General features: G+C 38.2%; 19 protein-coding genes. 11 read left to right on the top strand and 8 right to left on the bottom strand.

Features of this window, described 5'->3' with window-relative positions; translation table 11 throughout:
* Nucleotides 1-5 precede the first annotated feature (5 nt).
* The 5 genes from lysS to CDOM16188_RS06070 are packed head-to-tail and all read left to right on the top strand — an operon-like array spanning nucleotide 6 to nucleotide 4,997.
* Nucleotides 6-1,514, top strand: coding sequence for a lysine--tRNA ligase (gene lysS, locus CDOM16188_RS06090; protein ID WP_367649338.1), 1,509 nt, complete (start codon nucleotides 6-8; stop codon nucleotides 1,512-1,514).
* Entirely contained in the window at nucleotides 1,511-2,755 is a 1,245-nt protein-coding gene (locus CDOM16188_RS06085; protein ID WP_172200310.1) for a serine hydroxymethyltransferase, read from the top strand. Before lysS ends, CDOM16188_RS06085 begins: the two co-directional genes overlap by 4 nt.
* Nucleotides 2,755-3,297, top strand: a complete 543-nt coding sequence (locus CDOM16188_RS06080) for a DUF1882 domain-containing protein (RefSeq protein ID WP_172200308.1) — start codon at nucleotides 2,755-2,757, stop codon at nucleotides 3,295-3,297. The genes CDOM16188_RS06085 and CDOM16188_RS06080 overlap by 1 nt, the downstream gene beginning before the upstream one ends.
* Before the next feature lie 9 nt (nucleotides 3,298-3,306).
* Nucleotides 3,307-4,212 carry an SPOR domain-containing protein gene (locus CDOM16188_RS06075; RefSeq protein ID WP_172200306.1) on the top strand — a complete coding sequence of 302 codons (906 nt, stop codon included), beginning with the start codon at nucleotides 3,307-3,309 and terminating at the stop codon, nucleotides 4,210-4,212.
* Complete coding sequence (locus CDOM16188_RS06070; protein WP_172200303.1) at nucleotides 4,212-4,997, top strand: shikimate dehydrogenase; 786 nt, start codon at nucleotides 4,212-4,214, stop codon at nucleotides 4,995-4,997. The genes CDOM16188_RS06075 and CDOM16188_RS06070 overlap by 1 nt, the downstream gene beginning before the upstream one ends.
* Before the next feature lie 40 nt (nucleotides 4,998-5,037).
* On the opposite strand, the gene CDOM16188_RS06065 is transcribed toward CDOM16188_RS06070, so the two are convergent.
* Both CDOM16188_RS06065 and pyk read right to left on the bottom strand, forming a co-directional pair.
* A complete protein-coding gene (locus CDOM16188_RS06065) occupies nucleotides 5,038-5,295 on the bottom strand; it encodes a hypothetical protein (RefSeq protein WP_172200300.1) in 258 nt (85 codons plus the stop codon).
* Nucleotides 5,296-5,302: 7 nt separating this feature from the next.
* Nucleotides 5,303-6,760, bottom strand: coding sequence for a pyruvate kinase (gene pyk, locus CDOM16188_RS06060; protein WP_172200297.1), 1,458 nt, complete (start codon nucleotides 6,758-6,760; stop codon nucleotides 5,303-5,305).
* A 216-nt stretch (nucleotides 6,761-6,976) separates the two neighbouring features.
* Between pyk and CDOM16188_RS06055 the strand changes: the two genes are divergently transcribed.
* Nucleotides 6,977-8,002: a TRAP transporter substrate-binding protein gene (locus tag CDOM16188_RS06055; RefSeq protein ID WP_253908143.1), complete on the top strand. Its 1,026-nt coding sequence runs from the start codon at nucleotides 6,977-6,979 to the stop codon at nucleotides 8,000-8,002.
* Between the two features lie 214 nt (nucleotides 8,003-8,216).
* On the opposite strand, the gene recR is transcribed toward CDOM16188_RS06055, so the two are convergent.
* The 3 genes from recR to CDOM16188_RS06040 are packed head-to-tail and all read right to left on the bottom strand — an operon-like array spanning nucleotide 8,217 to nucleotide 10,706.
* Nucleotides 8,217-8,789, bottom strand: a complete 573-nt coding sequence (recR, locus tag CDOM16188_RS06050) for a recombination mediator RecR (protein WP_172200294.1) — start codon at nucleotides 8,787-8,789, stop codon at nucleotides 8,217-8,219.
* Entirely contained in the window at nucleotides 8,773-10,035 is a 1,263-nt protein-coding gene (locus CDOM16188_RS06045) for an ArsS family sensor histidine kinase (RefSeq protein WP_172200399.1), read from the bottom strand. The genes recR and CDOM16188_RS06045 overlap by 17 nt, the downstream gene beginning before the upstream one ends.
* Entirely contained in the window at nucleotides 10,035-10,706 is a 672-nt protein-coding gene (locus CDOM16188_RS06040) for a response regulator transcription factor (protein ID WP_169940512.1), read from the bottom strand. Before CDOM16188_RS06040 ends, CDOM16188_RS06045 begins: the two co-directional genes overlap by 1 nt.
* A gap of 176 nt (nucleotides 10,707-10,882) precedes the next feature.
* Here CDOM16188_RS06040 and dnaJ point away from each other — a divergent pair, with 176 nt between their 5' ends.
* The 3 genes from dnaJ to CDOM16188_RS06025 all read left to right on the top strand — a co-directional run bounded on the left by dnaJ (nucleotide 10,883) and on the right by CDOM16188_RS06025 (nucleotide 13,786).
* On the top strand, nucleotides 10,883-12,025 hold the full coding sequence (gene dnaJ, locus CDOM16188_RS06035; protein WP_172200291.1) for a molecular chaperone DnaJ: 1,143 nt from the start codon (nucleotides 10,883-10,885) through the stop codon (nucleotides 12,023-12,025).
* A gap of 25 nt (nucleotides 12,026-12,050) precedes the next feature.
* Nucleotides 12,051-12,509, top strand: a complete 459-nt coding sequence (locus CDOM16188_RS06030) for a tetratricopeptide repeat protein (RefSeq protein ID WP_172200288.1) — start codon at nucleotides 12,051-12,053, stop codon at nucleotides 12,507-12,509.
* Between the two features lie 155 nt (nucleotides 12,510-12,664).
* The gene (locus CDOM16188_RS06025; protein ID WP_172200285.1) at nucleotides 12,665-13,786 is read left to right on the top strand and encodes a tetratricopeptide repeat protein; all 1,122 of its coding nucleotides are present in this window, start codon (nucleotides 12,665-12,667) and stop codon (nucleotides 13,784-13,786) included.
* 33 nt (nucleotides 13,787-13,819) lie between these two features.
* Here CDOM16188_RS06025 and uvrC read toward each other — a convergent pair whose 3' ends face one another.
* Together uvrC and CDOM16188_RS06015 are read right to left on the bottom strand one after the other, a co-directional pair.
* The gene (uvrC, locus tag CDOM16188_RS06020) at nucleotides 13,820-15,634 is read right to left on the bottom strand and encodes an excinuclease ABC subunit UvrC (protein ID WP_172200282.1); all 1,815 of its coding nucleotides are present in this window, start codon (nucleotides 15,632-15,634) and stop codon (nucleotides 13,820-13,822) included.
* Nucleotides 15,624-16,082, bottom strand: a complete 459-nt coding sequence (locus tag CDOM16188_RS06015) for a hypothetical protein (RefSeq protein WP_172200279.1) — start codon at nucleotides 16,080-16,082, stop codon at nucleotides 15,624-15,626. The genes uvrC and CDOM16188_RS06015 overlap by 11 nt, the downstream gene beginning before the upstream one ends.
* A 132-nt stretch (nucleotides 16,083-16,214) precedes the next feature.
* Here CDOM16188_RS06015 and nhaD point away from each other — a divergent pair, with 132 nt between their 5' ends.
* On the top strand, nucleotides 16,215-17,585 hold the full coding sequence (nhaD, locus tag CDOM16188_RS06010) for a sodium:proton antiporter NhaD (protein ID WP_172200276.1): 1,371 nt from the start codon (nucleotides 16,215-16,217) through the stop codon (nucleotides 17,583-17,585).
* The gene (guaA, locus tag CDOM16188_RS06005; protein ID WP_172200273.1) at nucleotides 17,585-19,120 is read left to right on the top strand and encodes a glutamine-hydrolyzing GMP synthase; all 1,536 of its coding nucleotides are present in this window, start codon (nucleotides 17,585-17,587) and stop codon (nucleotides 19,118-19,120) included. Before nhaD ends, guaA begins: the two co-directional genes overlap by 1 nt.
* A 352-nt stretch (nucleotides 19,121-19,472) precedes the next feature.
* Here the strand turns inward: guaA and CDOM16188_RS06000 are convergent, their stop codons facing one another.
* The gene (locus CDOM16188_RS06000) at nucleotides 19,473-20,153 is read right to left on the bottom strand and encodes an SIR2 family protein (protein ID WP_172200270.1); all 681 of its coding nucleotides are present in this window, start codon (nucleotides 20,151-20,153) and stop codon (nucleotides 19,473-19,475) included.
* Nucleotides 20,154-20,333: the final 180 nt, after the last annotated feature.

Below are 20,333 nucleotides of genomic sequence, written 5' to 3'. Positions count from 1 at the left end.
TAGTGATATTTGAAAATCAGCTAGAAATTCAAAGATTAAAAACTATCGAGGAGTTAAGACAAATGGGTATAAACCCATATCCTCACTTCTTAAGACGAGATATGAATATCTCAAAATTCAGACTTAAATTTAATCATATCAAAGATACCGAGTCAAAGAGTGCCGAAGGGCAGTTCGTAAGCCTTGCAGGTCGCGTTAAGCTAATACGCGATGCTGGCAAAGCGATATTTGCCAATATCGAAGATGAAGATGGAAATTTACAAATTTATTTTAGCAACAAGACTCTTGATCCTGATTGGTTTAAAGTCGTAAAGAAAAATATCGAAGTAGGCGACCTCATATTTGTTAGAGGCTATGCCTTTGTAACCAGAACGGGCGAATTTTCTATGCATGTTAGCGAACTTACTCTAGCTACTAAGGCTATCTGTCCGCTTCCTGAAAAGTATCACGGGCTTGTGGATATCGAGACTAGATATCGCCAAAGATACCTTGATATGATCATGAATCCCGAGGTGAGGACGGATTTTAAAAAGCGCTCTATCATAGTTAGTACTATAAGAAGATTTTTTGAAGATAAGGGCTTTTTGGAAGTTGAAACTCCGATGATGCACCCGATAGCAGGCGGGGCTAACGCTAAGCCGTTTGTTACTTTTCATAACGCTCTTGGTATAAATCGCTATATGAGAATTGCGCCTGAGCTTTACCTCAAGCGTCTTATAGTAGGAGGATTTGAAGCCGTTTATGAGATGAATAGAAATTTCAGAAACGAGGGAATGGATCTAACTCACAATCCTGAATTTACAAGTATCGAATTTTACTGGGCGTATCACACATATCACGATCTTATGGGGCTTACAGAAGAGCTGTTTGGAGTGTTGTTTGATAAGCTTGATATGGAAAAAGTTATAGAATTTGACGGAATGCAGATTGATTTCTCAAAGCCTTTTAAGAGGATGAGTTATAAAAAGGCTCTTGTTGAAGTAGGCGAAATTCCGGCAGATGTAATTGAAGACAAGGATAAAATTTTAGCTAAACTGAAATCAGACGGCTTTGAGGCAAACGCCAAGCTTGATTTGGGTCATTTGCAAGCCGAGCTTTTTGATAATTACGTAGAAAGCAAGCTTATAAATCCGACTTTCATTATAGATTTTCCTATTTCTATTAGCCCGCTTTCAAGAAGAAGCGACTCTAATCCTGAAATAGCCGAAAGATTTGAGCTTTTTATCGCAGGACGAGAGATAGCAAACGGATTTAACGAGCTTAATGATCCGATTGATCAGTATAATCGCTTCTCTGAGCAAATTAAAGCTAAAGATGCCGGCAATGACGAAGCACACGCCATGGATGAGGATTACGTAAAGGCTCTTGGATATGCTATGCCACCGACTGCGGGACAAGGTATAGGCATAGATAGACTTGTTATGCTACTAACTAATAAAAAATCCATTCGGGATGTGGTGCTGTTTCCTGCAATGAGACCTCTTAAAAACGAAATCAAGGAGAATGAAAAATGAGTTTACAAAACTATGATAAAGAAATTTTTGACTTAACACAAGCCGAACTAAAGCGCCAATGCGATCATTTAGAGATGATAGCTAGCGAGAATTTTACCTATCCTGAAGTGATGGAAGTGATGGGCTCAATCCTTACAAACAAATACGCCGAGGGTTATCCTGGCAAACGCTACTACGGCGGATGCGAATTCGTAGATCAGATTGAGCAGATCGCTATAGATAGATGCAAAGAGCTTTTTGGCTGCGAATTTGCAAACGTTCAGCCAAATTCGGGCTCTCAAGCAAACCAAGGCGTATATGGAGCGCTTTTAAATCCGGGAGATAAAATTTTAGGTATGGATTTAAGCCACGGCGGACACCTTACGCACGGTGCAAAGGTAAGTAGCTCGGGTAAAATTTACGAGAGCTTTTTTTACGGAGTTGAGCTTGACGGCAGGATAAACTACGAAAGAGTGCTTGATATCGCTAAAATCGTAAAGCCAAAAATGATAGTTTGCGGAGCGAGTGCTTACACAAGAGAGATTGAATTTAAGAAATTTCGCGAGATAGCCGATGAGGTTGGCGCGATATTATTTGCGGATGTCGCTCATATCGCGGGACTTGTTGTTGCAGGCGAGCATCAAAATCCGTTTCCGTATTGTGACGTGGTAAGCTCAACCACTCACAAGACGCTAAGAGGACCTCGCGGCGGTATCATCATGACAAACAACGAAGAGTATGCTAAAAAGATAAATTCGGCGATTTTCCCAGGAATTCAAGGCGGGCCGCTTGTGCATGTTATCGCAGGTAAGGCGGTAGGATTTAAGCACAACTTGTCTCCTGAGTGGAAAATTTATGCAAAGCAAGTTAAGGCAAACGCTAAAAAACTGGGCGAAGTGCTAATGGCTAGAGGATACGATCTGGTAAGCGGAGGTACTGATAATCACCTAATCTTAATGAGCTTTTTAAATAAAGAATTTAGCGGCAAAGAGGCTGATATAGCTCTTGGAAACGCAGGAATTACAGTTAATAAAAACACGGTTCCGGGCGAGACAAGAAGCCCGTTTGTAACAAGCGGAATTCGTGTAGGAAGCCCTGCACTTACGGCTAGAGGAATGAAAGAGAGCGAATTTGAGCTTATCGCAAATAAGATAGCTGATGTGCTTGATGATATAAATAATACAGAGCTTCAAAACAAGATAAAAGCCGAACTAAAAGAGCTTGCGAGCAAATTTATCATCTATGATAGAGCAATGTATTAATGCAAAATATAGATATAACGTTAATTAAGATGATCACGACCCATTATTGGGTTAAGCGCGATAATATCGTAAATAAGATTGATCACAAAGGAAGGATATTTTTTAATAAATTTGAAAAAATTGACGAACCGTTAAATTTTCAAGTGATAAAAGATCATAACGAAGGCAAGATTATCGCAGCGCACTCTTTGATAAGTGCAAGCGATAAGGTTGAAAATATCGTATTTGATTATAACGGACGCACGCCTGAGCGATTTTGGCACAGGACACAGTTGTTGCTTAGAGAAGAGGGGTATATAAATTTTACGGCGTATGAGACCAAGACACCTGGGCATTTGCACCTGTATATACACAAAGGTCACACAACGCTAAATGAAGGCTATCAGCTGGCAAGCAAGCTATCCATGCTTTTGTCTCAGCGGCTAGCAAAGGAGTGGAGAGTGTTTCCGACACTTGAAGTTCCAAGAGATTTTAACATACTTACTTTGCCCTATAAAGTCTATCAAAAAGAACGTGGGGCATCGTGGTCTAAGCATATGTAAGGAGATAAGATGGAATATAATGAATTACGAGATATCATGCTCGAAAAAAATGATGAAAAAAAAGGTAAAAACACAAAGAAAATTTTAATGCTAATCGCGCTTGCGCTTATAGTATTTTTAGGTGTTTTGGTTGCGATGAAAATTTTAAACTCAAGCGGGCAAGATAGCACTGTAGCGCAACCTGATTCAAGACTTGTGCTTCCTCCTGAACCGCAGGCACCTAAACCTACGCCTCCTGCTACAACCAAGACTCAAGATGGTGCTTTAGCTCAAAACGAAGCTAAGCCGGTGCCTACTCCTGTGCAGCCAAAGCCTGAAGAACCTGCTAAAAATGACGAGTTGTTCCAGCAAGTTCCTATCATACCGGAAGGAAAGACGCAAGATAGTTTTGAGGATATGGTTAAGGCTTTAAAAGATAAAGATTCTAAGCATAAGCAAGAGCAAAATTTAACCGTTGAACAAGAGCCTAAGACTATACAAAAAGTTATAGAACCTGAGAAAAAAGCTAGCGAAACTACTAAAAAAGCAGACGCTAAAGTAGAAAAATCTGCAAAGCAAGAGCCTAAAATAACAGTAGTTAAGCCAAAAGAAGAAGTTAAAAAGCCTGAGAAAAAAGCAGAGCAGCCTAAAAAAGATACGCCTATTTCTAAAACCGACTTAAAAGATCCTGGTGTAACTCCGCCTAGCGGGACTTATATCCAAGTATTTGCCGTTAGTAAATTTGATGAAAATTCAGCAGAGATAAGAAAGCTTAAGGCAAACGGTTATACTTATAATCTCTACGGAACTACGGTTAAAGGAAACAAAGTAATTAAAATTCTAGTAGGTCCTTATAGCAGCAAAGAGCTTGCGAGCGAGCTAGCTAAAATTAAGAAAAATATTGCAAGCGGTGCATTTATAGTAAATATTAAGTGATGAAATTCTTTACCGTTTTTGGAAATCCTATATCACACTCCATTTCGCCAAGGCTTCATAACTTGGCTCTTAGCGAAATGGGGCTTGATGGGATTTATTCAAGATATCTACTTGAAGACGGATCAAATTTAGTCAATAAATTTAAAGAGCTAAAACTTAACGGAGCCAACATAACCGTCCCTCATAAGGAGATAGCTCTAAATCAATGCGACGTAGTTGAAGAAAACGCCTTAAAAATCGGCTCTGTAAATACAATCGTTTTAAAAAATGATGAAATTTACGGATATAACACGGATGCGCTCGGGTTTTTAAAAGCAATAGAAAATTTTGGCGAGATAAAATCAGCTCTCATCTTAGGAGCGGGCGGCACCGCTAAAGCGGTTGCTTATGCTCTTAGTAGCGCAAATGTCGATGTTTGCGTATTAAATAGAGGCTTGGCTAGGCTAGAAAATTTTGGCGAATTTAATAAATTTACTTGGGATAAATTTAAAATTCGTGATTTTGATTTGGTAGTAAATACTACTTCAGCAGGATTAAATGGCGATAGCTTGCCAGCGCCAAAAGAAATTTTACAAGACGTCTTACGCCGAAGCAAATTTGCCTTTGATGTTATCTACAATAAACCTACTCCGTTTTTAACCTTAGCCGTTTCGCTTGGAGCTACCGCTAAAAACGGAAGCGATATGCTTCTTTATCAAGCGGTTTTAGCTCTAAATTTATTCTATTCAAACGAACTTGATGAAAGCAGGATAGAAGTCTCTATGAGGAAAGCTTTCTTACTTTAATTGCGCCTGCTGATTTATTAATTTTTACAGACAAATTTATCTACTGAGATTTCTCTAAATTTAGCCTTTTAAGCTCGGTTAAAATTTGCTTTTGAAGCTCATTTTGCTCCTTTAAAAGCATTAATATATCATCTTGCTGTTTTGAGAGCTTTTCGGTAACTTTTGTTTGGCTATCGGTTAGGATAAATCTTTGAATTCGATCCACGTTTAAAAACGGCACGATTAGAAAACCTATGATAATAGCAAGCACAACCGCGATAATCGCACCTATTTTAAGCCATTTTTTTATACTCTGCATTTTTACCTCACTTCTCTAAGCTGTTTGCCACATCGATGTAATAATCAATCTGATCTTGCTTTAATATACGTATAAGGTTAGTGCTACCCTCAACTCCTGCAGGATATCCCGCAGTCATTATGTAAGTCTTATCTTTTTGGATAAATCCAAGATCGCACGCCTTTTTGGTTGTTTTGGCGATGATTAAATTTAGCATATCCTGCTCAACCGTAAACGCAGGTATCACGCCCCAAGCCAGAGTTAGCGAATGAGCCGTCTCTTCATCGTGAGTAACTGCGATGATATCGATATCCGTGCGGTATCTTGCCATTTTTATAGCCGATTTTCCCGAGCCCGTTACTGAAAGTATTCCGTCAACCTTAAGCTGAGTAGCAAGGCGTGTGGTACTGGAGGCTACCATGTCGGTCTCATCGTAGTAGCTAAAAGCGTCAAATTTATTAAAAGGATAAATTTGCTGCACTTGCACGATAGTATTTTTCATCGCTTTTACGACGGCTACAGGGTTTTTGCCTATAGCGCTTTCTTCGCTTAGCATGACCGCGTCGGTACCGTCAAGGATGGCGTTAGCCACATCGCTTATCTCGGCTCTTGTTGCGGTTTCATGCTCTGTCATGCTTAGCATCATTTGAGTTGCCGTGATGACGGGTTTGGCCGCTTCGTTTGCTTTTTTGATGATTAGCTTTTGTATGGTCGGCACCTTGTAGTAAGGCACCTCTATGCCAAGATCTCCACGCGCAACCATGATACCGTCGCTTACTGCTATGATTTCGTCTATATTTTCTACGGCGTCAAATTTCTCTATCTTGGCGTAAATTTTAGCTTTTGAGCCAAAAGTTTTTAAAATTTCTCTTGCTTTTATGATGTCGTTTGCGTTTTGTACGAAGGATATCGCTACGAAATTTACTCCGTTTTGAGCACCAAATTTAAGATCTTCCTTGTCTTTTGGCGTAATAACTTCAATATTTATCTTTGTATTTGGGAAATTTACTCCCTTGTTTGAGCTTAAAATCCCGTTATTTTCTATCATCGCCTCTACAACTTTTCCGCTTTTTATGACTCTTGCACGGATTGAGCCGTCATACAAGTAGATGTATTCCCCCTCTTTTAATATAGGTAAAATTTGAGGCTGGTTGATGCTTAGTTTGTAGCGATTTTGTGCAGTTTGCTCGCCTAGTATTTCAGTGCCGTAAACCTCTATGATATCGCCCGCTTTGAGTGCAAAAGGCTCTTTGAGCTTACCTATCCTTATTTTTGGTCCGCAGATATCTTGAAAGATGCCGATGCGATAGTTTAGCTTTTTTTCTATTCTTCTTATCTTTTCTATATTTGCTTTGTGATATTCGTGCGTGCCGTGGCTGAAATTTAGTCTAAATGCATTTACTCCGGCTTCTACAAGCTCTTCAAGTATCTCTTCGCTTTCGCTGGCGGGTCCGATAGTCGCTAGAATTTTTGTCTTTTTTATCATAGTTGCCCTTGATTTAATTTTGGTAATTCTATCTAAATTTTAGAAACAAAATGGTTACAATTCGTAGCTTTTAACGAAAAACGAAACTTTTATCTACACATTTTTATAAAGCCTCTTGCAAAATTTTATATAATTCCTAGATATTTTTAACCTAAAGGAGAGATAATGTTTTTAAACGCGATGAAGCCAAAAGCGGTTTTAGCTGTTTTATTAACGATGGCTGCCGTAACTTTTGGCTTTGCGGACAGCAAGACATATAAACTTAAAGTAGCCAGTACTTGGGAGAGCACTACACCGGTGCTTGGAGATGCGATTAAGGAATTTAAGCGCCTTGCCGAAGAGATGTCGGGAGGAAGACTTGAGATAAGAGTTGATCATCCGTCAAAGCACAAGTCGCCATTTGGCATACTTGATTTTGTAAAGAGCGGACAATACGATATCGGACACACGGCTTCTTATTATTATAAAGGAAAAGACGCAAGAACGATGTTTTTTACCGCACTTCCTTTTGGTATGACGGCAAGCGAGCTTCGCGCTTGGTATGAATTTGGCGGCGGTAAAGAGCTTGAGGCTAAAGTTTATGATAGATACAACATCAAAGTATTTAACGCAGGCGACACAGGCACTCAAATGGGCGGTTGGTTTAAAAAAGAGGTTAAGAGCTTAGATGATCTCAAAGGCCTAAAAGTGCGAATTCCGGGCTTTGGTGGTGAGGTTATGGCTAAACTCGGCGTAGTGATAAACACAATTCCTATCGGCGAGCTTTATATGGCGCTTGAGATGGGGACGATTGACTCTGTAGAGTGGGTAAGTCCTGCTTTTGATATGGGGCTTGGCTTTCATAAGGTTGCTAAATTTTACTACACCGGTTGGCAAGAACCAAGCGGTCAGACTCAGTTTTTCGTAAATAAAAAGAGCTTTGAAAAGCTACCCGCGGATCTAAGAGCGATTTTAGAAGGAGCTATGAATAAAGTCGCAAGCGATCTTTTCACAAAAGCGTATTATGAAAATAGCGAATTTTGGAACAAGATGAAAAGCGAATTTCCTGATATTCAGGTTAAGTCATTTCCTGAGGATGTGATGAGTGCACTTAAGAAGGCGACTGATGAAATTTTAGACGAAGAGGCGAGCAAGGACGCGCTATTTAAAGAAATTCTTGATTCTCAAAGAGCGTTTTTGAAAAAAGCTAGAGAATGGACTAAAATTTCTGAGTTTTCTTATATAGAAAAATCTTCAAAATAATCAACTTAAATTTACGGCTTAATGCCGTAAATTTTAAATCATACAAAGAGATAATCATCAAATTTTAAGTTTGAACTATCGGTTTTTAAAATTTGACTACGAATTTTAGAAATTTGAATTTGTGCCAAAGCAAGGCCTGTGGCTTAGCATACGGTTTGTTTGATTTTATAATTTCAAAGCTTTTATGAGCTTTCTTTGCAGATTAAGCGTAAATTTATACCTGCGTTCTACTTTCAATCGCTTTCATAAGCGAGAGCAGATCGATATTTTCAAGGCTAACTCCGGTCGGAACTCCTTGGGCTATCTTGCTAAATTTTATATTCAGATCTTTTAGCTGATCTTCGATAAAGAGCATAAGCGCGTCGCTGTTTATGTTTGGCGTGAATGCGAAGATTATCTCTTGGGCGCCGTTTTTAACTATCATGTTTTCAAGCTTGCCGATATTTTCAGGAGTTATCTCATCAAGCACGAAATATAGCCCGCTATAAATTCCATTTTGCTCAAGCACTAAGATATCTTTTGCGTTTTCTACTACGGCTACAAGGGTACTGTCGCGCTTTTCATCGCTGCAGATATCGCATATCTCGTTTTCGCTAAGCCCGCCGCAAATTTGGCACTTTCTTGTAAATCTAACAGCATCTTCTATGCTTTGAGCCAGCTTAAGCCCGCCAAAAGTATCTTGTAAGCAGACGTGATAAGCAAAGCGTTGGGCTGATTTTTTGCCGACTCCGGGAAGCTTTTCAAACGCGGACACAAGCTCGTTAAATTTCTCAAGCCCTTTTTTCAACTGCTTCCTTTGGTTTTGTATTTATGCAAAAGATGTGATATCCGTCTTTGTAGGAGTACGTGAGGCTAAATTTGTGCATATTGCAAATTTGTTCGATGATGTATAGTCCAAGCCCCATTCCTGCGCTTTTGCTATTTTTTTCTCTGATAAAAGCTTGCATATAATAATCAATCGGTTTTTCAAGTGGTTTGCCCAAATTTTTAACGTAAATTTCGTTTTTATCACAGATTATATGCGCTTTTTTGTCATCAGCGTACTTTATGGCGTTATCTATCAAATTTTTAAGTGCTAGAGTAAAGAGCTGAAAATCCACGCGAAGCAGCATGTCGTCGTTGATCTCGCAGGATACTTTTTCTTCGAATTTATCAAGCATGAGCATATCTTTAACCTGATCCATGATGATAGAAAAGAAGCACTCTTGGTAGTTTAGCGCATAACTTTTAGATAATAGCTGCTCGATTTTAGCAAATTCGTTTATAAGCATATCAAGCTTTTCAAATATGGTTATTAGCCTGTTTTTTTGCGTTTCGTTTTGCACCATTTCAGATACTATCCGCCCCTTGCCGATAGGGGTTTTTAGCTCGTGCATAATAGTTCTTAAAAACAGTTGGCGCGAGCGGATAAGCTCTCTAATCTTGCTTGCAGCGTTATCAAATTCGATCGCGACTTGCGAAATTTCGTCATCCGTTTTTACTGTTTTTGGAGAGATTATCTCTACATCCATGTTGCCGGCGGCAAATTTTCGCATATCGTTACCAAGTTTTTTAAGCGGAGCAAGCGAGTTGATAACCGATATATATAACGATATAAGTAGGGTTGTCGTGATAAAAAATCCTATCCAAAGCGGATCGTTTATGTTTTTAGCGTCATTGCTCTCAAGCAGAATTTGAAAAGCTGAATTTTTGATATGCAAAAAAACGTTGTCTTTGTAGTGGATTGATTGCATCATGCCTATTGGGGTTTGCTTGGCTTGGACCACATGCCCGTTTGCGATGATGTCTGCGGCTAAATTTTTATTATCCACGTAGGTTAAACCGAAGTTTTTAAAATACTGCGAGAGGTCGCTTGGTGGATTTGAGCGCTCGTAAAGATCGACAAGATAAGTTATAGCACTCATCTGCTTGTCTTTAGTCTTTTCGAGCATATCGTTTAGTTGTATGTTGCCAAAAGTTAAAAGCAACATACAAACAAGTGAGAAAGCGATAGCAAATACTACCGTTATTTTCGTGGTTATAGAGTAGCGTATCATCCTACGAGTTTATAGCCTATTCCTCTTACCGAAAAGATATGCTTAGGGCTTTTTGAGTTATCGCCTATCTTTGCCCTTAATCTTCCTATGATGACATCTAAGCTCTTTGAGTCTTTATCTTTTAAGCTTTTACAGTTATACACCAGCTGCTCGCGAGATACCGAAAAGCTGTGCTGCTTGATAAGATAAGTAAGTATCTCGTATTCTGCAGGAGTTAGGGTTAAGGCTTCGTTGTTATAGTAAATTTCATGTCTTTTTTCATCTATTCTAAAGAGTGAATCAATAGTTTCTTCAACGCTTTCGCTAGTCTTTTTGTATCTGCGAATTAAGCTCATGATGCGAGCGTGCATCTCTTTTGGATCGTATGGTTTTGGCAGGTAATCATCAGCACCTATTTGAAGACCTACGACCTTATCGCTTATATCGCTTCTAGCTGAAGAGATAATGATAGGTATATCGTATTTTTCGCGAATTTCTTTGCAAACTTCAAGTCCATCCATTCCCGGTAACGTAAGATCAAGAATGATCAAATCATAATTTTTTATCCCCGCACTTAGTCCGAGGTAAGGATCTTCGAAATTTGTAACTTTGATATTAAAACTATCTAGGTATTCAGATAAAATTTGAGCAAATTCCGGATCGTCTTCAATCATTAAAACATTAATCATTTTGTTTCCTTTCTTACTATGATAGCGCAATTATAACTAAAAATTTTAAAATTATAGAAAACACAAAACCAACTCGTACCGCTCGTATATTTTGATTAAAAAATGATAAATAAAATTTAATTTAGTTTAAATAGGATAAAATCGCCTTTTAAAATAGATGAATTTAGGAGATTTTTTTGGAGATTGATTACTACGAAATTTTAGAAATCAGTAAAACAAGCGATCAAGAAACTATAAAAAAGGCGTTTAGAAAACTTGCTCTTAAGTATCACCCGGATAGAAACCAAGGAAATAAAGAGGCTGAAGATAAATTTAAGCTTATAAACGAAGCTTATCAGGTGCTAATCGATGATGAGAAAAGGAGCATTTACGATAGATACGGCAAATCAGGCCTTCAAGGCGGCATGGGCGGCTTTAGCGGATTTGGAGCGGATTTTGATTTGGGAGATATATTTAGCTCGTTTTTTGGCGGAGATTTTGGCGGCACAAGTAGGAAGAAAAGAAGCCTGGATAAATATCCGCTTGACTTTGAGATATCAATAGGGATAGAATTTAACGAAGCGATTTTCGGTATAGAAAAAGAGCTTGAGTATAAAGTTAAAAAGCCGTGCGCAAGCTGTAAGGGTACAGGCTCAAAAGACGGCTTGCATCAGACTTGTCCGCATTGTCACGGAAGAGGTCGCATAAGCCAGCAGCGCGGATTTATGAGCTTCGTGCAGGAGTGTCCGTATTGTCATGGCACGGGCGAAGTTGTCAAAGAGCGATGCGGTAAGTGTAGCGGCGTAGGATACGAAGAAGAAAAGCATAGCGTCAAGATAAATGTCCCTGCAGGCGTTGATGATGGTATGAGGATGAGAGTTAGCGGTAAAGGTAATGTCTCGGTTGACGGAAGCAGAGGGGATCTTTACGTAAATATCTCTGTTGACCCGGATGAGCACTTCGTAAGAAACGGTAATGACGTTTATATCGAAATTCCCGTATTTTTTACTCAGGCGATGCTTGGCGAGACGATAACTATACCGACGCTTAAGGGCACGACTGAGCTAAAATTGCCGATAGGGGCTAAAGATAAGCAGCAATTTGTCTTTGAGAACGAAGGCGTAAAAAGTATAAATAGCAAAAAAGTGGGTCGCTTGATAGCTCAAATTTCGGTTCAAACTCCAAGTAAGCTAAATGACGAGCAAAGAGAGCTTTTAAACAAGCTTCAGGCGAGTTTTGGTATAGAAGGCGGCAAAAGTAGTGCCGATGAAAGCGTCTTTGATAAGGTTATAAACTGGTTTAAAGGCGATAGTTCGCAAGAAAAAAAGAGTGATAAATAAAATTTCTATAAAAAGGAGAATTAAGATGAGGAAGATTATCCTTGCTTTAACTATCGGGGCTGTAGCTCTGTGGGCAAACATGAACAACGCTGAGGCGATGTGCGAAGGCGGAAATTTTGTAAGTTGCAATGATTTAGGTACGGCTTATATGAAAGAGGGTGACAAGCAAGACTTTAAGAAAGCTTCAGAATTATTTACGAAAGCTTGTGACGGCGGACACGCGCTAGCTTGCAGTAACCTTGGAGTGCTCTATGCAAACGGACAAGGTGTAAAACAAGATAACAAAAAGGCTATCATGCTATATGGTACCGCATGCGATGCCGGCGAATACAGAGCGTGCAATAATCTTGCCGAGCTTTACGATAAAGCTTTTGGCGTAGAGAGAAACTTAAGAACGGCTAAAAAGCACTACGGTAGAGCTTGCGAGCTAGGATATCAGCCTGCGTGCGATAACTACAAAACGCTAAAAGCAAAGGGTTATTAAGCCTAAAATTTAGCAAATTTGACTTGAAATTTTAGACTTTCAAGTCAAATTTATCTTCTATTTATAAATTCATAAAATTTCTAACAAATTTAAGCAAATATCTAGTAGTTAAATTATAGAATTTGATTTTTGATATCAATAAAAGTCCAAAATCAATGATAAAAATTTTATACGTTTTGCTGTTTTTTACTCTCGTTTTAAACGCCAGAATTGATAATTTAAGTGACGAAGAGGCGCTTTGCAATGCAGGAGATGCAAGAAGCTGTCTTGTCGCAGGAGCTTCTTTGCTTGAAGGAGACGAGAGAGGCTATGAAAAAGGAGTTAAATTCCATAAAAAAGCTTGCGATATGGGGCTTGGGTTTGCTTGCTACTGCATTGGAAGCTTTTATTTGAATGGAACATTTGGATTAACTATGAATCACTATAAGGCGAGTGAGTTTTTTCATGCTGCTTGTAATCTTAATGAACCTTTAGGGTGTCGCTATCTTGCATTTGTTTATTTTGAAGAAGATACCAAAGAGCAGGATATAAAAGCAAATAATCTTTTAAAAAAAGCTTGTTTGCTTAACGATATCATCTCTTGCAAAGAGCTTGGAATTTCTTATGCTCTAGCAGCCAAGCTTGAGCTTAAATATCCAAAAATTAGCGCCTCTTTTCAAATGGCTTGCGAGATAAACGACTCTTTAGAGTGTTATCTTGCCGCGACACGTTACGCAACATCGTTTGAACCTAGCCAAAACCAAAAGATTATCGATGAGTCTTTTTACAAGTATTGCAAATTCGGATATGCAAAGGCTTGCTTAGAAATCGCTTATTTATACTATGACGGGGCTGATCTTAAGCTTAGTTATGAAAGAGCGGACGAACTTTTTAAAACGGCTTGCGACGGCAAACTAATGCAGGCTTGCTATGAGCTGGGATCTTTGTATGAGGGCGGATATGGTGTCGATATGGACATAAATAGAGCTAAAGAGCTTTATAAAAACGCTTGCGAAAATGAATTTTTAGATAGCTGCATTGCGCTTGGAAATCTATACAACAACTCTTTATACGGCGCTATTGAGTATGAAAAAGCCGCAAATTTATTTACCGTGGCTTGTGAGGGAGGATATCCGGGCGCTTGTATGAATTTAGGATTTTTGTATTATGAAGGAAAGGGAGTAAATAAAGACAAAACAAGAGCGAATAAGTTATTAAAAATGGGTTGCGATATGGGATATGAGGATAGTTGCGAATTTTATAAAAGATATGAGGAGTTAGAAAAGAAAATCCGCTAAACTCTTGGCAAATTTGCTCTTTAAAATTTAGTCTTAAATTTCACTATCCTTAAGAGCTTTTATTTTACTTGCTACGCTTTTGTTTGTAACTTTTGCTATTTCGCTAAGTTGGGCGTTTAATATACTTTCAAAATTTCCATAAAATTTAATGAGCTTGGCGATACTTCCTGCTGAAATTCCCGTATTTGCAAGCTTGCTTGCGTGCAAATCTTTTTTCTTTTTGCTTTTTTGATGGAAGGTTATGGCAAAGCGGTGCGCCTCGTCGCGCAACCTCTGAAAAAACTGAAGCCTTTTATCGTCCGTAGCGAGCGAAAATATTCCTTTTGCGGTGTAAATTTTATCCTTTGCGGACCCTTTTGCTCGGTGTGCCTTAGCGTCTATTTTTTCTTTTGATATCGCGATCACATCGATATTTGCACCGCTGCTTTTTAAAATTTCGTTAGCTAAATTCAAAAGAGCCTCGCCCCCGTCTATCACCCACAGATCGGGCGGAGCCAGCTTGTCAAAGCGTAAAGCCCTGTTTATAAGCATTTCTTTCATCTGATCATAGTCGTTTCTAGCTTCTAAATGCACATGACGATATCGCTCTTTTACAAATTCGCCGTTATCAAAGCATATCATCGCTCCCACGCAAGCTTCGCCAAACATATGAGAGTTGTCAAATGCTTCGACCTTATAAGGCATATGAGTAAGTTCAAAATACTCTTTAAGTGAGCGTAAAAAGTCATTATCGTGGCTTTTTATATAGTTTTTGATAGAAATTTCGGCATTTGTTTTAGCCATCTCGCAAATTCGCTTTTTTTCGCCTATTTTTGGAGTTTTGACGCTAAAATTTTTGCCGTGCCTTTTGCTTAAAATTTCTTCTATCAAGCTTGCATCTTCAAATTCGTCATTAGTATAAATTTTAGTCGTTATTACTGGGCTATCTATGCTAAAGCTTTCTAAGATGATCTGCTTGTAAGCCTCGTTTATCTCTTCGCTTGATGCGGTTTTAGACGGGGTTATGTTTTGATTTACACCGATTATTTTGCCGTTTTGCACGCTAAATCTAACCGCGCAGATAAAATTTTCATGCAGATTTATGGCAAATACTTCAAAATTTTCAAGTTTGGCAAGATCAACTTCTATCTTTACTTCCAAATCTTTTATTGTTTCTATCTTATCGCGAATTTTAGCCGCTTGTTCGTAGTTTTGGTTTTTTGCGTATTGCATCATCAAATTTGACAAATTCGCCTGCAGGCTGTGCGGGTTTTGAAGGGCTAATATGGCTGAATTTACTATTTTACCGTAGTCTTCTTTGGTTATTTTGCCTTCACACGGCGCTTCGCAACGCTTGATCTGATAAAATAAACAAGATTTTTTGCCCTTGACGCAACTTCTTTTTTGAACGAGCTTAAAATTTAGATAAAGCGCTTCAAGCATCTCTCTTCCTCCCTTAAAATAGGGCCCGAAGTATTTGATATTTTTGCCTTTTATGATCCTGCGAGTAATGTCAAATCGTGGAAATTCATCGTCAAAATCGACATATATGTAAGGATAAGTCTTGTCATCTCGCAAAAGAATATTGTATTTTGGTTTTAGCTGCTTGATAAAAGAGTTTTCAAGTATCAGCGCGTCGGCTTCGCTTGGAGTTACTATGTATTCAAGACGAACCGTTTGGCTTATCATTTGAAAAATTCTAGCTCCTACTTTAGGTGAAGGCGCAAGAGAAGGTGTGAAGCTAAAGTAGCTCTTAACGCGGTTTTTTAAATTTTTAGCCTTGCCTACGTAAAGAAGCTTATCGAATTTGTCAAAATACTGATAAATTCCCGGGCTGTTTGGCAGAGAGCGAATCTCGTCAATTAGCATCTAAATTTGACCTTATAGCCTCTCGAATGTTCTCAAATTTAGCGTGAATTTGAGGGTTTTTGGCTAGATTTATAAATTTGCCTTTGGATTTTTCTATGTAAATTTGTTTTTTTGGGATTTTAGGTGTAACGCTAAAGCGCAAATTTTTAGTAACGAAAAATTTTATATCTGAAATTTGACCTAAAATAGAGCCTTCGTTTGCGCTAGCATAAATTTTTAATAAGCCTTTTAACATATTTATATTACTATCTCGTTTAAACTCTTGAAGCCCCAAAGGGTGCTTAAGAGCAAAAAACAAAATGCTGTTTTTAACGTAGCAAAAGGCTATGAGGCGCTGGTGGTTTAAGCTTAGTAGCTTAACGAATTTAGCGCACTCGCTTTGGTTTTTTAGCTTATAGAAAAAGGGATTATTTACGATATGATTTATGATAAATTTAGCGTCTTTCATAAGGCGATTTTAGCATTTTTTTTGTTAATTTTTCTTAGCGGGTGCGGGTATAAAGCCGATCCGTTTTATGACGACTCAGACAGAACAAACACTACTAAAACCGAAAAAATAAATAAACTTTAAGGAGAAAAAATGAGGATTTTTGGACTTTTAAGCCTTTTGTTCGGGCTTGCTTTCGCTGCAGGAGGCGGCAGTAGCGAGCCTGTAGACCTTACTACGACTTGGATAGGCATAGCTTGTCTTGTCATCTTTGTCGTGGGGTATTTTTTTATCGCCGCTGAAGAAAATTTCCATATAAATAAAGCAAAGCCTGCTATGTTTATCGGAACGTTTATGTTTATACTTATCGGCTTTTATATGGTTTTAAACGGCATGGAGATAAACTCTCTTAAAAACGAGGTCGATCACCTGATCCTTGAAATTTCGCAAATCGTATTTTTCTTAATGGTTGCGATGACCTATATCGAGGCGCTCATCGAAAGAGACGTGTTTAACACGCTTAAATATAACCTCGTTTCAAAAGGCTACACTTACAAAAAACTCTTTTGGCTAACGGGTGTGCTAGCATTTTTCTTAAGCCCAGTAGCTGATAACCTAACTACCGCACTTATCCTTTCTACGGTTTTAATAACCATAGATAGACACAATACGAATTTCTTAGTCGCAGGAGCTATAAACATCGTCGTAGCGGCAAACGCAGGCGGTGCATGGAGTCCGTTTGGCGACATCACTACGCTTATGGCTTGGGCTGCAGGCAAGGCTCCGTTTATTGATTTCTTGGCTCTTTTTCCTGCTTCTCTTATCGGCTGGATCGTTACTGCGGTACTGCTTGTGCGCGTAGTTCCTGAAGGAAGTCCTCACTTTGATCCCGCTACAGAGCCTAAAGTAACTATCAAAAAAGGCGGCAAAGTAGTAATCGGGCTTGGAATTTTCACAATTTTTTCTGCCGTAATGTCGCACCAACTTTTCCATTTGCCTGCTATGTGGGGTATGATATTTGGTCTTTCTTTGCTTAGTCTTTATGCTTACTACTATAAAAGAATGTATAAAAATGAAGAGCCTATGCATGTATTTCACTACATGTCAAAGATAGAAAACGACACTCTTTACTTCTTTTTCGGTATTTTGGCGGCAGTCGGCGCGCTTCACTATTTAGGATTTTTAAATCATGCTGTTGCGCTTTATGATAAATTCGGACCTACGACTATGAATATCGCGGTAGGATTTTTATCGGCAATCGTTGATAACGTCCCTGTAATGTCTGCGGTGCTTAAGTCAAGCCCTGAAATGGGACTTGATCAGTGGTTACTAGTAACGCTAACAGCGGGAATCGGCGGCTCTATGATCAGCTTTGGTTCTGCTGCGGGTGTTGGAGTAATGGGCAAGCTAAAAGGAATTTATACGTTTGGCGCTCACATGAAGCATGCTTGGACGATAGTGGTAGGCTATATCGTATCGCTTGTCGTTTGGTATGTGCAATTTGAAATTTTAGGATTATACTAATGACGCAATCAGATATTATAGTTTTGGATTTTGGCTCGCAATATACCCAGCTTATAGCTCGTCGCCTTCGCGAACAGGGCGTTTATACCGAAATTTTGCCGTTTAACGCTAAGCTTGAGGATATAAAAGCCAAAAAGCCAAAAGGGATAATTTTAAGCGGCGGACCTGCAAGCGTTTATGCAAATGATGCGTATTTTTGCGATCAGGGCGTATTTAAAATGAAGCTTCCTATCTTGGGAATTTGCTACGGCATGCAGCTTATCGCTCACGTAAATAAAGCCGAAGTTGTGGCTGCAAATCAAAAAGAGTACGGAAAGGCCGAATTAAACGTAATCAAGCCTCATGACTTATTTAAGGATACGCCTGAAAAACAGATCGTATGGATGAGCCATTCGGATATGGTCTTAAATTTACCAAACGGCTTTGAATCTCTTGCCGTAAGCGAAAATTCTCCTTATTGCGTATTTGGCGATGATAAGCGTAAAATTTATGCGCTTCAGTTTCATCCAGAGGTGCAGCATAGCGAATTTGGAACGCAAATTTTAAAGAATTTCGCCAAATATATCTGCGGCTGCGAAAGCACTTGGAATATGGGAAGCTTTGCTAAAACGCAAATTGCGAAGATAAAAGAGCAAGTGGGCAATAAAAAAGTCCTATGCGCAGTAAGCGGAGGCGTGGATAGCTCCGTGGTTGCAGCACTTTTAGCTAACGCAATCCCTGAAAACGTCATACTTGTATTTGTCGATAACGGACTTTTAAGAACAGGCGAAAGAGAGCAGGTCGAAGCGACTTTTAGAACCAAACTAGGCGTGGAGCTTGTAAGTATTGACGCTAGCAAGATTTTTCTTGAGAGGCTTGCAGGAGTAACGGATCCTGAGAAAAAACGCAAGATAATCGGCGAAACATTCATAGAAATTTTTGAAAAAGAAGCCAAAAAGCACGATAACGTAAAATTCCTAGCTCAAGGCACGCTATATACAGACATCATAGAAAGCTCGGTAGTAGGATCAAGCAAGACGATAAAAAGCCATCATAACGTAGGCGGGCTGCCTGACTGGATGAGCTTTGAACTGATAGAGCCTTTAAAAGATATTTTTAAAGATGAGGTTCGCCAGCTTGGGCTTGAGCTTGGTTTGTCTCGTGATCTTGTTTTCCGTCATCCGTTCCCTGGTCCTGGACTTGCGATACGTATCATGGGTGAGGTAAATTCTCCTAGCCTAGAGCTGCTTCGCAAAGCTGACGTGATACTTCGTGACGAGCTTAAATCAACCGGCTGGTATAACAAAACTTGGCAAGCGTTCTGCGTACTGCTAAACGTAAATTCAGTTGGTGTAATGGGCGATAACCGCACTTACGAAAATGCCGTTTGTATCCGCGTAGTGGATGCAAGCGACGGCATGACGGCTAGCTTCTCAAGACTTCCTTATGATCTGCTTGAAAACGTTTCACGCCGTATCATCAATGAAGTTAGTGGTATAAACCGCGTGGTTTATGATATCAGTTCCAAACCGCCCGCAACGATTGAGTGGGAGTAGTAAAATAAGCTTTTGATTCTTTCAAATCAATATTTTTATATTGATTAATTTCAATAAATCGCTTAGATATCATCTAGGCGATTTATTTAAGGAAATTTATTAAGAGTTTTTACTATTTTATCCACTTTTTTGATTATATCTTTGTTTTGTGTTTTGTAGTCATTATTTAAAACTTTTATTTCTATATAAATTACATCATAGCTTTTAAAGAAATTTATCTTTTCTTTATTGCCTGTTAAATCTCCATAAAAATATATTTTATTATCAATACAGTTTTTTATTTTTTTTATAATTCTAGATCTTATGATTAATAACCACCATAAATGAATTTCGCTGTAATCAAACCCAAAACCTACAATATGTATATTGGAATTAAAAAAAGTTCAACCCATGAAATACCATCATATTTATGATGCTTTTCTGTTGTTAATTTTTCTTCTATGCTTTTTGTTTTGATATCTTTTTTGTGCTTTTTAAAAGAATAATTTCCTTCAGTATATTGATTAATATTTCCTATATAGCTACAGTAGTGATCATGCCCTAACATGATAGTATCCGTCTTTTTAATACTTCCATGAATATTCCAAACGGTTTTATTTTTTTCTTGATGTATGTTATGACTATACTTGATTTTTCTCCTAAGGCTATACTTTGTTTCTGTATCGTCTATATTCTCTACTGTATATTCTTTATTTAAGAGAGCTTTTTCTATACAATTATCATAATTTGTTGTTAAAATGTTTTGTATGTTATCTACTTTTAATAACTCATAATATAGAGGGCTTATTTTAAGGCTTGAAAGTTCATCAGCTATTGTTTGTTTAACTTCTCTTTCTTTCTTTTTAAAGTTATCTATTGATTTATTCAAAGATAATAATGATTCATATATTAAGGTGTATTTTGAGCTTGTAATCAGTGAATTATCTATGTCAATATTGTTTTTGTCTCTTATGATCTTTAAGATTTCTTTCCAAGATTTATCTTTATTTTCGCATTGATTAAAACTGTTTCCCAATAAAACCGTATTTTTCATCTTATAAGCCTTTTACGCAATTTAATATTTTAATATTAAGTATAATATCTAAAATTGCAAATAGTAGTAATGTAAGGTTATATTATTGATTGTATTTTACACAACAAGCTAGTATTATCACCATAATTTATGCAATAAGTCTTTAAAGATAATCCATATCAAGATTATTTATCGTTCAGC

It is taken from the genome of Campylobacter sp. RM16188, assembly GCF_012978795.1.
GTDB lineage: Bacteria > Campylobacterota > Campylobacteria > Campylobacterales > Campylobacteraceae > Campylobacter_A > Campylobacter_A canis.
Note: the sequence above shows the minus strand (reverse complement) of the source record. Positions and strands in the feature narration are given on the sequence as shown.

Bases quoted from the DNA above. Each gene is read 5' to 3' on its own strand.
- CDOM16188_RS06085 (WP_172200310.1), top strand. From the start codon at position 1,511: ATGAGTTTACAAAACTATGATAAAGAAATTTTTGACTTAACACAAGCC.
- CDOM16188_RS06080 (WP_172200308.1), top strand. From the start codon at position 2,755: ATGCAAAATATAGATATAACGTTAATTAAGATGATCACGACCCATTAT.
- CDOM16188_RS06075 (WP_172200306.1), top strand. From the start codon at position 3,307: ATGGAATATAATGAATTACGAGATATCATGCTCGAAAAAAATGATGAA.
- CDOM16188_RS06070 (WP_172200303.1), top strand. From the start codon at position 4,212: ATGAAATTCTTTACCGTTTTTGGAAATCCTATATCACACTCCATTTCG.
- CDOM16188_RS06065 (WP_172200300.1), bottom strand. From the start codon at position 5,295: ATGCAGAGTATAAAAAAATGGCTTAAAATAGGTGCGATTATCGCGGTT.
- pyk (WP_172200297.1), bottom strand. From the start codon at position 6,760: ATGATAAAAAAGACAAAAATTCTAGCGACTATCGGACCCGCCAGCGAA.
- CDOM16188_RS06055 (WP_253908143.1), top strand. From the start codon at position 6,977: ATGGCTGCCGTAACTTTTGGCTTTGCGGACAGCAAGACATATAAACTT.
- CDOM16188_RS06040 (WP_169940512.1), bottom strand. From the start codon at position 10,706: ATGATTAATGTTTTAATGATTGAAGACGATCCGGAATTTGCTCAAATT.
- CDOM16188_RS06030 (WP_172200288.1), top strand. From the start codon at position 12,051: ATGAGGAAGATTATCCTTGCTTTAACTATCGGGGCTGTAGCTCTGTGG.
- CDOM16188_RS06025 (WP_172200285.1), top strand. From the start codon at position 12,665: ATGATAAAAATTTTATACGTTTTGCTGTTTTTTACTCTCGTTTTAAAC.
- uvrC (WP_172200282.1), bottom strand. From the start codon at position 15,634: ATGCTAATTGACGAGATTCGCTCTCTGCCAAACAGCCCGGGAATTTAT.
- CDOM16188_RS06015 (WP_172200279.1), bottom strand. From the start codon at position 16,082: ATGAAAGACGCTAAATTTATCATAAATCATATCGTAAATAATCCCTTT.
- nhaD (WP_172200276.1), top strand. From the start codon at position 16,215: ATGAGGATTTTTGGACTTTTAAGCCTTTTGTTCGGGCTTGCTTTCGCT.
- guaA (WP_172200273.1), top strand. From the start codon at position 17,585: ATGACGCAATCAGATATTATAGTTTTGGATTTTGGCTCGCAATATACC.
- CDOM16188_RS06000 (WP_172200270.1), bottom strand. From the start codon at position 20,153: ATGAAAAATACGGTTTTATTGGGAAACAGTTTTAATCAATGCGAAAAT.